The organism is Bradyrhizobium sp. GW821-FHT12B03 (assembly GCF_058807535.1).
Window position 1 is genome coordinate 40,963 of the sequence record NZ_JBXAQU010000004.1, and the last position, 14,049, is coordinate 55,011.

Annotated in this window: 14 protein-coding genes; 5 read left to right on the plus strand and 9 right to left on the minus strand. The window is 64.7% G+C overall.

The window, feature by feature from the left end:
* Window positions 1–64: 64 nt before the first annotated feature.
* Together AC1RUR_RS09805 and AC1RUR_RS09810 are read right to left on the minus strand one after the other, a co-directional pair.
* Complete coding sequence (locus AC1RUR_RS09805) at window positions 65–1,153, minus strand: Zn-dependent alcohol dehydrogenase (RefSeq protein ID WP_492843255.1); 1,089 nt, start codon at window positions 1,151–1,153, stop codon at window positions 65–67.
* A 45-nt stretch (window positions 1,154–1,198) separates the two neighbouring features.
* Entirely contained in the window at window positions 1,199–2,983 is a 1,785-nt protein-coding gene (locus AC1RUR_RS09810; protein WP_492843257.1) for an acyl-CoA dehydrogenase family protein, read from the minus strand.
* Window positions 2,984–3,205: 222 nt separating this feature from the next.
* Between AC1RUR_RS09810 and AC1RUR_RS09815 the strand changes: the two genes are divergently transcribed.
* Entirely contained in the window at window positions 3,206–3,907 is a 702-nt protein-coding gene (locus AC1RUR_RS09815) for an SDR family oxidoreductase (protein WP_492843259.1), read from the plus strand.
* Window positions 3,908–4,033: 126 nt separating this feature from the next.
* On the plus strand, window positions 4,034–4,864 hold the full coding sequence (locus tag AC1RUR_RS09820) for an enoyl-CoA hydratase (protein WP_492843261.1): 831 nt from the start codon (window positions 4,034–4,036) through the stop codon (window positions 4,862–4,864).
* 225 nt (window positions 4,865–5,089) lie between these two features.
* Here AC1RUR_RS09820 and AC1RUR_RS09825 read toward each other — a convergent pair whose 3' ends face one another.
* Both AC1RUR_RS09825 and AC1RUR_RS09830 read right to left on the minus strand, forming a co-directional pair.
* A complete protein-coding gene (locus AC1RUR_RS09825) occupies window positions 5,090–5,713 on the minus strand; it encodes a GNAT family N-acetyltransferase (protein WP_492843263.1) in 624 nt (207 codons plus the stop codon).
* 67 nt (window positions 5,714–5,780) lie between these two features.
* Window positions 5,781–5,984: a DUF1127 domain-containing protein gene (locus AC1RUR_RS09830; protein ID WP_492843265.1), complete on the minus strand. Its 204-nt coding sequence runs from the start codon at window positions 5,982–5,984 to the stop codon at window positions 5,781–5,783.
* 110 nt (window positions 5,985–6,094) lie between these two features.
* On the opposite strand from AC1RUR_RS09830, the gene AC1RUR_RS09835 reads away from it, so the two are divergent.
* Both AC1RUR_RS09835 and AC1RUR_RS09840 read left to right on the plus strand, forming a co-directional pair.
* A complete protein-coding gene (locus AC1RUR_RS09835; RefSeq protein WP_492843267.1) occupies window positions 6,095–6,994 on the plus strand; it encodes a transcriptional regulator GcvA in 900 nt (299 codons plus the stop codon).
* A 141-nt stretch (window positions 6,995–7,135) separates the two neighbouring features.
* Window positions 7,136–8,461: an MFS transporter gene (locus tag AC1RUR_RS09840; protein WP_492843269.1), complete on the plus strand. Its 1,326-nt coding sequence runs from the start codon at window positions 7,136–7,138 to the stop codon at window positions 8,459–8,461.
* Between the two features lie 196 nt (window positions 8,462–8,657).
* Here AC1RUR_RS09840 and AC1RUR_RS09845 read toward each other — a convergent pair whose 3' ends face one another.
* Genes AC1RUR_RS09845 through AC1RUR_RS09855 form a run of 3 tightly spaced genes read right to left on the minus strand, consistent with a single transcriptional unit; the run spans window position 8,658 to window position 11,263 of the window.
* Window positions 8,658–9,071, minus strand: a complete 414-nt coding sequence (locus AC1RUR_RS09845) for a Rieske (2Fe-2S) protein (RefSeq protein WP_492843271.1) — start codon at window positions 9,069–9,071, stop codon at window positions 8,658–8,660.
* On the minus strand, window positions 9,071–10,180 hold the full coding sequence (locus AC1RUR_RS09850) for an amidohydrolase family protein (protein WP_492843273.1): 1,110 nt from the start codon (window positions 10,178–10,180) through the stop codon (window positions 9,071–9,073). Before AC1RUR_RS09850 ends, AC1RUR_RS09845 begins: the two co-directional genes overlap by 1 nt.
* A gap of 24 nt (window positions 10,181–10,204) precedes the next feature.
* Complete coding sequence (locus tag AC1RUR_RS09855; RefSeq protein ID WP_492843275.1) at window positions 10,205–11,263, minus strand: amidohydrolase family protein; 1,059 nt, start codon at window positions 11,261–11,263, stop codon at window positions 10,205–10,207.
* 168 nt (window positions 11,264–11,431) lie between these two features.
* Between AC1RUR_RS09855 and AC1RUR_RS09860 the strand changes: the two genes are divergently transcribed.
* Window positions 11,432–11,914, plus strand: a complete 483-nt coding sequence (locus AC1RUR_RS09860) for a CinA family protein (protein ID WP_492843277.1) — start codon at window positions 11,432–11,434, stop codon at window positions 11,912–11,914.
* A gap of 187 nt (window positions 11,915–12,101) precedes the next feature.
* Here the strand turns inward: AC1RUR_RS09860 and AC1RUR_RS09865 are convergent, their stop codons facing one another.
* Both AC1RUR_RS09865 and AC1RUR_RS09870 read right to left on the minus strand, forming a co-directional pair.
* Window positions 12,102–12,377: a DUF1488 family protein gene (locus tag AC1RUR_RS09865; protein WP_492843279.1), complete on the minus strand. Its 276-nt coding sequence runs from the start codon at window positions 12,375–12,377 to the stop codon at window positions 12,102–12,104.
* A gap of 77 nt (window positions 12,378–12,454) precedes the next feature.
* A complete protein-coding gene (locus AC1RUR_RS09870; protein ID WP_492843281.1) occupies window positions 12,455–13,924 on the minus strand; it encodes an AMP nucleosidase in 1,470 nt (489 codons plus the stop codon).
* Window positions 13,925–14,049 lie beyond the last annotated feature (125 nt).

Here is a 14,049-nt window from a genome sequence, read left to right on the forward strand (position 1 = left end):
CAATCACGACCGCCTCTGGAATACTGGATCGCCCGCCTTCGCGGGCGATGACACCTGCGTTGGATCAGCTATCAAACACGATCACGCTGCGCAGCGTCTTGCCGGCCTTCATGTTGGCAAAGCCCTCGTTGATCTCGGAGAGCTTCAGCTTGGCCGAGATCCAGTCCTCCAGGTGCAGCCGGCCGCGCAGATAGAAATCGACCAGGCGCGGCATGTCGACGCGGAAGTGGTTCGAGCCCATCGAGGAGCCCTGGATCTTGCGTTCGCGCAGGAAGTCGAAGCCGTGCAGCTCGATCTTCTGGCCGAACGGGATCATGCCGACGATGGTGGCGGTGCCGCCGGAGGCGAGCATCGCGAAGGCCTGCTCCGCAGTCTCCTTGCGGCCGAGCACCTCGAAGGAGTGATGCACGCCGCCATTGGTGAGGTCGCGCACCTGCTTCACGACGTCGCCGTCGGCCGGGTTGATGATGTCGGTGGCGCCCAGCTTGGTCGCGAGCTGCAGTTTTGCCGGATTGGTGTCGATGGCGATGATGCGGCCGGCACCGGCGATCTGCGCGCCGTTGATGGCGGCCATGCCGACGCCGCCGCAGCCGATCACCGCCACGGTCTCGCCGGCCGTCACCTTCGCGGTGTTCACCACCGCGCCGTAGCCGGTGATGACGCCGCAGCCGATCAGCGCCGCGAGATCGAGCGGCATCTCCTTGCGGATTTTGACGATCGCGTTCTCGTGCACCAGCATCTGCTCGGCAAAAGACGAGAGATTGAGGAACTGGTGCAGCTTCTCAGGTTTCGACCATTGCATCCGGTTGGAGACGCCCGGCAGCAGCTTCACCGTGGTGTCAGTGCAGAGCACGGTACGGCCGGTGGTGCAATTGTCGCAGGTACCGCAGAACACGGACAGGCAGGTGACGACGTGATCGCCCGGCTTCACGTAGGTGACGTCGGAGCCGACCTGCTCGACGACGCCGGCGGATTCATGCCCGAGCACCGCGGGCAGTGGATGCGGATAAAGGCCCTCCATGAAATGCAGGTCGGAGTGGCAGAGACCGGCAACCGATGTGCGGATCAGGACCTCGCGCGGGCCGGGCTTCGGCAGGCTGACATCCTCGATGACCAGCGGCTTGTTGACTTCATAGAGGACGGCGGCCTTCATCGAGCACTCCCTATCGCTTCTTTTGGTTTGAGCGTGGAGCGCAGCCTACGCTGCCAGAACCAGTTCGCCAACCTCGCTCATGCCGGCATCGCGTTCGCCGAGCAGCAGTGCGGCGATCTTCGCCTGCGCGGCATTTTCCGTCAGCCGGAACGGATCGCTCGGCATCACGCGGTGGTCGATGACGAGACGCGACAGCAGCAGCCGCCGCGCGTCGCCGCGCATGGCGTGGATGCGATGCGCTTCCCAGGCGAGCGCGACGGCGCTTGCGACATGATAGAGCAGGCTGGTGGCACGGCGCGCGTCGGCCTCGTTCTCCGACTTGCCCGCGACCTCGCGCGCAAAGCCGACCGCGCGATCGACGAAACCGCGCAGATTGTCGCGCCAGGCCTGTGGCACCGACGCGCTGTCATCGAGCCGCGCATGCAGATCGGCGGACAGCGCGGATTCGGCGCCGTGGCGACCGACGGCGCGCCGGAGCGCATCGATCGCGACGATGTTGCCGGTGCCCTCCCAGACCGAGCCGAGATGCGCATCGCGCAGCAGGCGAGGCGTGGCGAATTCCTCGATATAGCCGATGCCGCCGCGCATCTCGAGCGCATCGCCGCAGACCTTTCGCGCATCGCGCGTGGCACGGAATTTCAACGTCGGTGTCAGGATGCGCAGCAGCGCCGCCGCATCCTGGCTGCCTGCCTCGGCGCGGTCGAGCGCGTCCGCCGTGAGGAAGCTCATCGACAGCGCCTGCTCGACCGGCAGCATGATCTTCAGCATCTGCCGCCGGCCGAGCGGCAGGTCGATGATGCGGTTGCCGAACACCACGCGGTTCTTCGCCACCGTCATGGCGTCATGATAGGCGCGGCGCATCAGCGCGGTCGATTTGACGCCGTTGGAGAGCCGCGAGGAATTCACCATCTCCGCCATCTGCACGAAGCCGCGGTCGAGCTTGCCGACGGCATAGGCGATCGCGCCTTCAAGCTTGATCTCCCCCGACGCCATCGAGCGGGTGCCGAGCTTGTCCTTGAGCCGCACGATCCGGTAGTGGTTCTGCGAGCCATCGTCGAGGAAGCGCGGCATCAGGAACAGGCCGACGCCGCGCGTGCCGGGGCCAGCGCCTTCGGGACGCGCCAAAAGCATCACGACCTTTGCATCGGCATTCGAGCAGAACCATTTTTCGCCGTGGAGACGCCAATGGTCGCCCTCCTGCACCGCGCGCGTGGTCAGCGTGCCGACGTCGGAGCCGCCCTCCTTCTCGGTCATGAACTGGCCACCTTGCGTCAGCTTGCCCATGTCGGTCTGGGTCAGGCCGTCGAGATATTTCGCCTTCAGCGCCTCGCTGCCGAAATTCGCCAGCAGTTTTGCGCAGCCGTCGGTGACGTTGATCGGGCAGCCCATGCCGAATTCGGTCTGGTTGAACAGGAAGGTGAAGGCGTGCTTGGCCACCACGGGATATTTGTCCGGCCAGCCCATGATGCCCTTGCGGATCGAGAGCGCGTGGATGCCGAACTCGCCGAAGGCGGCCTTTTCCAGTTCGCGATAGGCCGGGTGATATTCGATCCACTGCACGTCACGGCCGAACTTGTCGCGCTGGTGCAGCACCGGCGTGTGGCGGTCGGCGAGGCGCGCGCAGTCGTCGAGTGGACCGCCGGCGAGTTCGCCGAGGCGATCGAGATGCGGCTCGATGTGACGGAACAGCGTCTCCGGCAGGTGAATGCGCAGCAAATCGGTCAGCGCCGGATCGGCGCGGTAGAAGTTCATGCCTGATGTATCGGGCGCCAGCAGGCCGGATGGAGCGGCCGCGACGTCTTTTGCCTGTGCTGTGACCGGCTTGTGCATGATCGTCCTCTTCGTTCCCGCCCGACGGCAATTCTTAGCGCTTGCTGCTTGGGATGATGTCGATCATGCTCCAGCCAGGAAGCCGGATAAAGCCGCAAATTGTCAGGGAGGCATGATCGCCGTGAGGGAGCAATTCGCTCTGCGGAATTGTGATTGACCCGGCTGGTTGTCCGCACGGCGGATGCATAGATCAGCGGCGTCCCGTCCCCGAGAGATCACGCCATGGAACACCCGAAATACAAGATCGCCCTCATTGTCGGCGCCGGCGAAGGCCTGAGCGCCTCGCTGGCACGCCTGCTCTCCGCACAGGGCATTCGCGTTGCACTTGCCGCGCGCAAGATCGAGAAGCTCGGCGCACTCTGCACCGAGACCGGCGCAAAAGCCTATGCCTGCAACGCCACCGAGCCGGAGGAGGTCGAGCGCCTGTTTGGCCTGGTCGAGCGCGAGATCGGCACGCCCGACCTCGTCGTCTACAACGCCAGCGGCCGCACACGCGGGCCGTTCGTCGATCTTGTACCTGCCGACGTCGCGAATGCGATCGCGGTCAGCGCCTATGGCGGCTTCCTGGTGGCGCAGCAGGCGGCCAAGCGCATGCTGCCGAACAAGCACGGCGCGATCCTGTTCACCGGCGCTTCCGCCAGCGTCAAGGGCTATGCCCAGTCCGCCTCGTTCGCGATGGGCAAGTTTGCGCTGCGCGGGCTCGCGCAGAGCCTGGCGCGCGAATTGTCGCCGCAGGGCATCCACATCGCGCATTTCGTCATCGACGGCGGTATCCGCAGCGCGGCGCGGATAGAGCCGGAAGACAAGCCGGATTCGATGCTCGATCCCGATGCGATCGCGCAGAGCTATTGGAACGTTTTGCAACAGCCGCGCAGCGCCTGGAGCTGGGAGCTCGAGCTGCGGCCGTGGGTGGAGAAGTTTTGAGGCGATAAATTCACAGCTGTCGTAGGGTGGGCAAAGGCGCGTTAGCGCCGTGCCCACCATCTCGGAGACGGCAAGAATTGGTGGGCACGCTTCGCTTTGCCCACCCTACAAGAGTAGGGAGCGACAATGACCATGGAAACCACCGTCGATACCGGCACCAGTGAACTCCTCTGCGTCATCCGCGACCGCGTCGCGGTGATCACGCTGAACCGGCCGGAGGCGCGCAACGCGCTGTCGGACGCGTTGACGCCGGCGCTGCGCACGATGATCCGCACCTGCGCCGAAGATCCCAACGTCGGCGCGCTGCTGCTCACCGGCGCGGGCGAAGCGTTCTGCGCGGGCGGCAACGTCAAGGGCATGGGCGCCCATCGCGAGCCGAAGAAGCTCGAAATGTCCTTTGACGATAGGGTCGCCGATCTCCAGGAGCGGCAGCGGCTGCTCACCGGTGCGCTGGTGTCACTGCGCAAGCCGACCATCGCCGCCCTGCCAGGCCCAGCGGTCGGCGCCGGGCTTGCCATCGCCATGGCCTGCGATATCCGCATCGCCGCGCAATCGGCCTTCGTCACCACCGGCTATGCCCGCATCGCGCTGTCAGGCGATTACGGCATCGCCTGGCTGCTGACGCGCCTCGTCGGCACCGCACGGGCGCGCGAGCTGCTGTTCACCGGCGATCGCGTGGATGCCGCACGCGCCGAGGCCATCGGCCTCGTCAACCGCGTCGTCCCCGACGACAAATTGCAAGTCGAAGCCTTCGCCCTGGCAAAGTCGCTCGCCGAAGGTCCTCGCCTCGCGCTGCGCTACATGAAGGACAATCTCGACGAAGCGCTGCTGTTCGACTTCGAAACCGCCCGCGACCACGAAGCCGAACGGCTGGTCCGCCTGACGACGACCGCCGATCACAAGGAGGCGGTGCAGGCGTTCATCGAGAAGCGCAAGGCGGTGTTCACGGGGAAGTAGGCGTTATTCGAGAATCTTCGACCGTCACCCTGAGGTGCGCGCTCAGTGGCGCATCGCGCCGCTGAGCGCGCCTCGAAGGGCGACGGCCCGGCTGCATCCTTGGCCGTTCATCCTTCGAGGCTCGCACTGCGGTGCAAATGCACCGCAGTGGTCGCACCTCAGGATGACGGAATGTGAGGAAAAAAAGGCCCGGCTCTGGATGACCAGGCCGGGCTCGCAGTGGTGTCAGGCCGAGGCTGAGGGGCTTTCGGCCTGACGGGAAAGGGCGGCCAAGCGCCAGCTCGCACAGGGAATGTCCTTCGGCGCGACCGTGATTTCCTTGTCGAAGCGCACCAGCTTCCAATCATCGGGATGATTGACGAACGCGAAGCCGGACTTCCGCGCGAGCGAGATCATGGTCTCGTTGGCGCGCAGCGTGTCGCCGAACATGTGCTCGGCGCCGAGCGCCGCTGCGCGGCATTCGAGATTCTTCATGAGCGCGGTGGCGATGCCGTGGCCCTGCCACCGGTCGTCGACCGACAGGCCGAATTCGAGCGTCGACGTCTCGGCGTGGAAGGCATAGCGCGCCTCGGCGACGATGGTCTCGAAACCATCGACCATCTTGGTCGCGACCACGGAGAAACGCTCGCGCTCGCCGACCTGGAGGAAGTCGTCCAGCAGGCCCTTCGGCAGCTCGCTGATCGCGCCGAAGAAGCGGTTGTAGCGGGAGCGGGTCGAGAGCGAGCGGAAATAGTGCTGAAGCTCCTCGGTGTCGCGCGGCTCGACGAAGCGAACGTTGAGCGCCTCGCCGTGCCGCGTGCGCAGCACGTCCGAATATTGCTTCAGGTCTTCGAGGCGAAGGATGCTCATGACACATGCCTTGGGAAAGGGGACCGCCGGCGCCCCTGTGAACAGGCGGCGCCGGCCAGGCGGCCAATCAGGCCCGCCAGAAGGGTTTGTCGGCCTCATAGGCAATGTCGGACCAGGACAGGCCGACGTCGTGGAGATCGCGGGCCGTCCAGTTGGTCAGCTCGCGCCTGGTGCGATAGCGCTCGTGCCAGACATGGAGCGTCTCGCCGATCTGCTGGATCAGGCCGGGCACATGATGATTTGTCATCGAATTTTGGGTCAAGGTAGACATTTTCAGCTCCTGGAGCTAAGTTGACCGCTAATATCTGCTTGCCAGTGCGATGCGACAAACGACAATTTGTACCTCTTCGCATGAAATAACGTCATGTATTCTGCTGCCAGATGACTGCCAGATTGCCCTCCCTGAACGGATTGCGGGCGTTCGAGGCCGCCGCGCGCCATCTCAGCTTCACGCTGGCCGCGTCCGAACTGAACGTGACGCAGACCGCGATCAGCCATCAGATCCGGCGATTGGAGGAGGAGCTCGGCATCCGCCTGTTCATCCGGCAGAACCGCGCACTGGCGTTGACGCCGGAGGCGCGCGACTACCTTCCGGGGGTCCGCGCCGCCTTCAACGACCTCCGGCTCGCCACCGACCGCCTGCTGCGCAGGGACGACGACAAGGTGCTGACCCTCTCGACGCTGGCTTCGCTTGCCGCAAAATGGCTGCTGCCGCGGCTGACCGATTTCCAGGAGCAGCATCCCGGCATCGACGTCCGCATCACAACGTCGACCAGTCTCGTCGACTTCCAGCGCGACGATGTCGATGCTGCAATTCGCTACGGCCGCGGCCAATGGCCGGGCCTGCGCGCCGACTGGCTGATGGCGGACGAGCTGTTTCCGGTGTGCAGCCCCTCGCTGCTGCGCGGCGACAGGCCGCTTCAGCGTCCGGAGGATCTGCGAAATCATCCGCTGCTGCACACCTCCAATGCCAACAGCGACGACTGGCGGCTGTGGCTGACGGCGGCGGGCCTGCCGGCCGACATCGCCAAGCAGCCCGGCATCACCTTCGACATGATCTTCATGACCATCCAGGCTGCAATCGACGGCATCGGCGTGGCGATGGGGCGGACCTCCTACGTGCAGGACGACATCGCCAAGGGCCGGCTCGTCGTCCCCTTCAAGATCGCGCTGCCGGCCGATGCCGGCTTCTACCTGGTCGCGCCGGAGGGCCGCCGCGAGGCGCCAAAGCTCGCCGCGTTCCGTCAATGGATCGTCGCTGCAACGCAAAATAAAGCCTGAAAAATCATCAGCTTCCCCTGGAAAATCGATTGACTCGCCGCGCCCTGCGCGGGAAGGGGTAAGACAGATTGTCGCAGCTTCAATCTGTCGCCTTGCCGTGAAATGAATTCCGGTCCGGCCACGTCTTCAGGGAGTCACGTCATGGCTGGACCAGCAACCAATCCGCCCGAGATCAAGTCGCGCATCGGCGCGATCCTGCGCGCCACGTCAGGCAATTTCCTCGAGCAGTTCGACTTCTTCCTGTTCGGCTTCTATGCCGCCGCGATCGGCAAGGCGTTCTTTCCCTCCGCCGACGAGACGGCCTCGCTGCTCAACACCTTCGGCGTGTTCTGGCTCGGCGCCTTGATGCGGCCCGTGGGCGCGATCGTGCTCGGCGCCTACATCGACCGCATCGGCCGCCGCCAGGGCCTGATCGTCACGCTCGGCATCATGGCCATCGGCACCGTCGTCATCGCGTTCTGCCCGAGCTACGCGACCATCGGCATCGCGGCCCCGGTCATCGTGCTGATCGGCCGCCTGCTGCAAGGCTTCTCCGCCGGCGTCGAGCTCGGCGGCGTGTCGGTCTACCTCTCCGAAATCTCCACGCCCGGCAATCGCGGCTTCTACACCTCGTTCCAGTCGTCGAGCCAGCAGGTCGCGATTTTCGTGGCCTCGATCCTCGGCTATCTCCTGTCCGAGGTGATGCCGGCCGACACGGTGGCCGCCTGGGGCTGGCGCATTCCCTTCTTCGTCGGCTGCCTGATCATTCCGCTGATCTTCTTCCTGCGGCGCACGCTGGAGGAAACGCCGGCCTTCCTCGCCATGAAGAAGCACCCGACCGCAAGCGAGGTGTTCGCCTCCGCGCTCGCCAACTGGCGCATCGTGCTGCTCGGCATGATGATCGCGATCCTGACCACGACGACGTTCTACTTCGTCACGGTGTACACGCCGACCTTCGGCAAGACCGTGCTGAAACTGTCGACGCAGGACGCGCTGCTGGTGACGCTGCTGGTCGCCGTGACCAACTTCTTCTGGAATCCGGTCGGCGGCGCGCTGTCCGACCGCATCGGCCGCAAGCCGGTGCTGCTCGCCATCGCCGGACTCGCGCTCGTCACCGCCTATCCGGCCCTGTCCTGGCTGGTGGCGGCACCGAGCTTCGGCAAGCTGCTCGCGGTCGAGATGATGTTCTCGTTCTATTTCGGCGTCTACAGCGGCACCATGCTCGGCGCCCTCGTCGAGATCGTGCCGGCGCATGTCCGCACCACCTGCTTCTCGCTCGCCTTCGCGCTCGCGGCCGCATTGTTCGGCACCTTCACGCCGTTCGCCTCGACCTGGCTGATCGACTATACCGGCAACAAGGCCGCGCCCGGTGCCTGGCTGATGTTCGCAGCACTGCTCGGCATCATAGCCGCCTCGATCGTCTACCGCGGCGGCGGCAAGGCCGTGCCGACATATGATACGGCGGCGGAACCGGTCGCAGGGCACTGATGGCTCTTCGATCATCGCCGACTCTTACCCTCCCCTGGAGGGGGAGGGTCGGCTCACATTGAGCGCAGCGAAAATGTGAGACGGGTGGGGTGAAGGTCTCTCCGCGTCGAACGCTGCCCGAGTGGAGAGATCACCCCACCCCGCTCGCGCTGCGCGCGATCGACCCTCCCCCTCCAGGGGAGGGTGAAGGGCAGAGCTACAGCTCCACCACCACGTAGTCGCTCTCGACCCTCACTGGGACGGTCTCGGCAACATACGGCCCCTTCACGACAGTCGCGCCTGGCTCAACATGCGCGGGATAGGCCTTCACCCGGAAGCGGCGGGGATCGCAATAGGATTGGCCGGTGCGGATGTCGAACTCCCAGCCGTGCCAGGGGCAGCGGATGATCTCCCCCAACTTGGTGTATTCGATCTCACCGGGATCATTGGATTGCGCGAGCCCGATCAGCGGGCCCTCGCACAGCGCCGCGCCCTGATGCGGGCAACGGTTCATCAGGCCGAAATATTCGCCCTTGATGTTGAAGACCGCAATCGGCCGTCCCTCGATCTCCAGAAATTTTCGCGTGCCCGGCGGAAGCTCGTTGACCGGCGCAATCACATGACGCGCCATCAACAAGTTCCGTACAGTTTCTGCGCATTGCCGAGATAGAACGCCTCGCGATTGGCCTCGCTCACGCCCGCCGGCAGCACCCGCGACGGCTCGTCATAATCCCAATGCGGATAATCGGTCGCGAACAGCAGGCGGTCCCAGCCGATCCATTTGATGACGTCGAACAGATCCTCACGCCTTTCAGGATCCTCCATCGGCTGCGTGGTCCACCACACCTGCTCGCGGATATATTCCGACGGGGGCCGCTTCACATGCGGCACCTCGCTGCGAAGCCGCTGCCAGGCCTTATCCAATCGCCAGGCCAGCGACGGCGCCCAGCCGAAGCCGGCCTCGATCATCACCATCTTCAATTTAGGGAAGCGCTCGAACACGCCTTCCAGCACGAGGCTCGCCAGCGCCGATTGCTGGCACTGCGAGTGACCGACCATCTCCTCGATGTAATAGGACGGCCAGCCCGACGGCGTGATCGGATTGCCGCCGAAGCCGAAGGCGTGGACGCCGACGGGAAGGCCAGCCTCTTCCGCGGCCTGATAGATCGGCCAATAACGGCGCTGGCCGAGCGGCTCGACATTGCGGCTGAGCAGCAGCACCTGCACGAAATTCTTGTCGCCGGCGCGTTCGCGGATCTCGGCGGCGGCCGACAGGCCGTCCTCATTGCCGACGACGATCGACGCTTTCAGCCGCTTGTCCTTGCTGGTCCATTTGTCGATCTGCCAGTCGTTGATCGCCGAGCACAACGCGGCCGACAGCTCGTGATTGCGGATGCCCTGCCCGGTGTTGAGCGGATTGAGCACGCCGAGCTGCACGTTGTTGGGATCGAGCAGCTGCTTCTGCATGAAGGAGAGCGAGGAGCCCTGCGGGCCGCCTTCCGGCGGATAGGCATCGCGGCGCGAGGCGTTGGGCTGGGCCTTGGGATAGGGCGGGCCTTCCATCATGCCCTGATAGGCGTGCAAGCCGTAGATTTCGAGATGATGCTGCCAGCGTTTGGCGAGATAGGGGTAAAGCTCGGTGCGGGTCGCGCGGGCCGGATGGATGTCGCAATCCGCGATCGCGGTCTTTGTCGTCAGGGGTGAAGCGGCTTCGGTGCTTTCGCGGAATTGAATATTCATCGCCTTGCCTCCTCTGGCAGCGGGCTAAGTCAGGCGGGGATAGGTCGCATGCGGATTGTCGATCATGATCTTGCGCACGAGATCGGGGGTGAGGCCCTCGGGCAGTGCATCCTGGCCGTCGAACTGCCAGTGCGGATAGTCCGTGGAGAATAGGACCAATTCGTCCGACTGCATATGATCAAACAGGCGAATTAATGTCTCGGCCTCCGGCGGCGCATCAAATGGCTGTAACGAGAAGCGGATGTTGCTGCGCACAAGTTCCAGCGGCGCGCGATCGACCCAGGGCGTCTCCATCCGCACCCCGCGCCAGAATTTGTGCAGGCGCCAGAGATAGGGCGAAATCCAGGAGACGCCGGATTCCAACATCACCATTTTCAGACGCGGATATTTGGCAAACACGCCCTCGACGATCAGGCTGGTGAGCTGGGTCTGGAACGCCTGGGCCTGACCGACATAATCCTCGATATGGTAGGAACCCCAGCCGACCGCAGTCGGCGGATTATGGTAGGCGGAACCGGCGTGGATGCCGACCGTGAGGTCCAGCCGTTCCGCCGCCTCGTAGATCGGCCACAGCGCGCGCTTGCCGAGCGGCGTGTCGCCCATGACCAGCATCAAGACCTGCACGAAGCGCCGGTCCTGCGCGCAGCGCTCGATCTCGGCGACGGCCTTCTCGACACTTTGCGTGGGGATCACGATCGAGCCGCGCAGCCGCGTGTCGCGATCGAGCCATTCCTTCACGAGCCAGTCGTTCAGCGCGCGGCAGAAGGCGGCTTGCATGTCCTCGGAAAACACCATCTGAACGCCGTAGAGCGGATTGCAGATGGCATGCTTGAGCTGAAAAGGATCGAGCACATGGCGCTGCATGGCCTCGAGGCTCTCGCCCGGCTTGCCGCTTTCGGGACGCCAGTCGGGGCGCGCCGTGATCGGCGAATTCTCGGGATAGGATTGCGAGACGAGATCGACCATGCCGCGCGTCGTCACCTGATCGCGCCAATAGTCGTTCAGATACGGCAGCAAGCTGGTCAGATGCGGCACGGCCGGATGCACATCGCAGTCGACGGCGCCGGCGATCAGGGACGCCATCACGTCTCCCTCTCGGTTCCTCTTCGCGTTTCCATATGCGCAGCGCTTCGCCGCGCCGCCTTGCACCTACCATTGAAGCAGGCCTGACGGTCGCCTGCAACTCGGCGAAGGCTTCTGTCATATGGTAGGAAGGCTGAGCTCGGTTGCGAAGGCATAGGGGTTTTAGGGATGAAAGAGCTCGTCGGTATTGCGGAACAGGTCGCGGCCCAACTGATCGCGCGCAAACAGACCATCGCGGTGGCGGAATCCTCCACCGGCGGCCTGATCTCGGCGAGCCTGCTCGCGGTGCCCGGTGCGTCCGCCTATTTCCTCGGTGGCGCCGTGGTCTACACCCGCGATGCCAGGCGCGTGCTGATGGATATTTCGGATGACGGCATGAAGGGCTTTCGCTCCTCGTCGGAGCCTTATGCAAAGCTCCTCGCCGAGCAGATGCGCAGCCGCTTCAATTGCGACTGGGGCCTGTCCGAGACCGGCGCAGCCGGCCCCACCGGCAACCGCTACGGCGATGCCGCCGGCCATAGCTGCATGGCGGTCGCGGGCCCCGCGGCGGAGGTGATGACACTGGAGACGGGCGACAACAACCGGTTGGCGAATATGCAGGTGTTCGCGGCGACGGCGCTGAAGCTTTTGCTGAGGAAGCTATCGGAGTAGCCGCATCACCGTTTGCGGACGAGAGAGCGGCGCCACCTCACATTCGGTGTCGTCCTGGCGAAAGCCAGGACCCATAACCCCGAATGCCAATTGTTGCGGTCGGCGGAGCCACAGCTTCTTTCAACAACATTCGACGGTGGTAATGGGTCCTGGCTTTCGCCAGGACGACGTTGCGGAGGCACGGTGCCTACCGCCCCAAATGCCGCATGAAGATCCGCACCACATACCCCCTGAAGCGCGGCGCCTCGTCGTAAATATCCGACGCGATCCGCTCGATGGTCTCGCGCAGGGACAAGAACTGCGCCTGCCGCGCGCTGCTTTCCGTGCCCTGCATGCCCGCGAGCTCGTCCATGGCAGCGTCGCTGATCTGGCACTGCACCACCTCGTCGTCACGCGTCATGGTGAAGCGGAAGGCCAGCCGTTCGAGGTCATGGCCGATGATCCGGTCGCGCAGCAGCGGCATTGAAAACAGTCCGGTCGGCCCCGCGCCGACAATGCTGAAGATTTCGCGGCTTGTCAGCCGCCAAGAGGTGCTTCGTCCTACTGGAACGCGACTTCGGCAAAACTGCGGAGTTTTCGCGAATGCAGCCGCTCCGATTCCTGCTGCTTGAGCCGCTCCAGCGCCTTCAGGCCGATCTCGAGATGCTGGCCGACGCGGCGGCGGTAGAATTCGCTGGCCATGCCGGCGAGCTTGATCTCGCCGTGCAGCGGCTTGTCGGAGACGCAGAGCAGCGTGCCGTAGGGGACGCGGAAGCGGTAGCCATTGGCGGCGATCGCGGCCGATTCCATGTCGAGCGCCACCGCGCGCGATTGCGACAGGCGGCGGATCACCTCGGGGCCCGAGATCTCCCAGTTGCGGTTGTCGACGCTCGCCACCGTGCCCGTGCGCATCAGGCGCTTGAGCTCGAATCCTTCGAGGCCCGTGACGTCCTCGACCGCCTCTTCGAGCGCGACCTGCATCTCCGCCAGTGCCGGGATCGGCACCCAGAGCGGCAGCTCGCGGTCGAGCACGTGGTCCTCGCGCACGTAACCATGCGCCAGAACGTAGTCGCCGAGCCGCTGCGTGTTGCGCAGGCCCGCGCAATGGCCGAGCATCAGCCAGGCGTGCGGGCGCAGCACGGCGACGTGGTCGGTGACGTTACGTGCGTTGGACGGGCCGGTGCCGATATTGATCAGCGTGATGCCGCGATAGCCTGATGCGACCAGATGGAAGGCCGGCATCTGCGGCGTGCGTGCCGGCGCGTCCCCACTCGTCGCGCCGCCGCTCCGCGTGATCACATTGCCGGGCGCGACGAAGGCTTCGAGGCCGGCCTCGCCGGACTGAAGCCGCTGCTGGCACGCTTGCGCGAAGGCGTCGACATAGAACTGGTAGTTGGTGAAGATGATGAAGTTCTGGAAGTGCTCGGGATCGGTGCCGGTGTAGTGATAGAGCCGGCGCAGCGAGTAATCGACGCGAGCGGCCCGAAACAGGGAGAGCGGCTCGGGTGCGCCGCTCTGGAGCTCGAAGGTGCCGTCCGCAATCGAATCGTCCATGGTGGCGAGATCAGGCACGTCGAATGCGTCGCGCAGCGATCGCGTGACCGGCGAGTTCTCGCTGGTGGTGATGGCGGCTTCGATGTTGATGTCGCGGCGATAGGCGAAGTGGATCGGGATCGGCTCGGCCGACTCGCCGATCTCCACGGGCACGCCGTGGTTCTGGACCAACAGGCCGATCTGCTCGGTGAGATAGCTGCGAAACAGATCCGGCCGCGTCACGCTGGTCTCGTGCACGCCGGGGCCGGCGACGAAGCCATAGGAGAGGCGCGAATCCAGCCGCGCATGCGTCGCGGTGGTGAGGCGGACGAAGGGGTAGTAGGCCCGCGCCCGCGTCGTGATCGCTTCGCCGCCGACATAGGCCTCGAACCGGTCGCGCAGGAACTTCGTATTGCGCTCGTAGATCTCTTCGAGCCGCGCAACGGCAAGGCTGGCGTCGGTGAAGGATTGGGTGGCGATGGGGGGTGGGGATTGCATGGTTCGAACGCCGGGTTATTGGGGCTTGAATCGAACTATAGCAAAGAACGAAGCTCCGTAGGGTGGGTTAGCGCAGCGTAACCCACCACTTCTGCTTCCACGGATAGAGAAGTGGTGGGTTACGG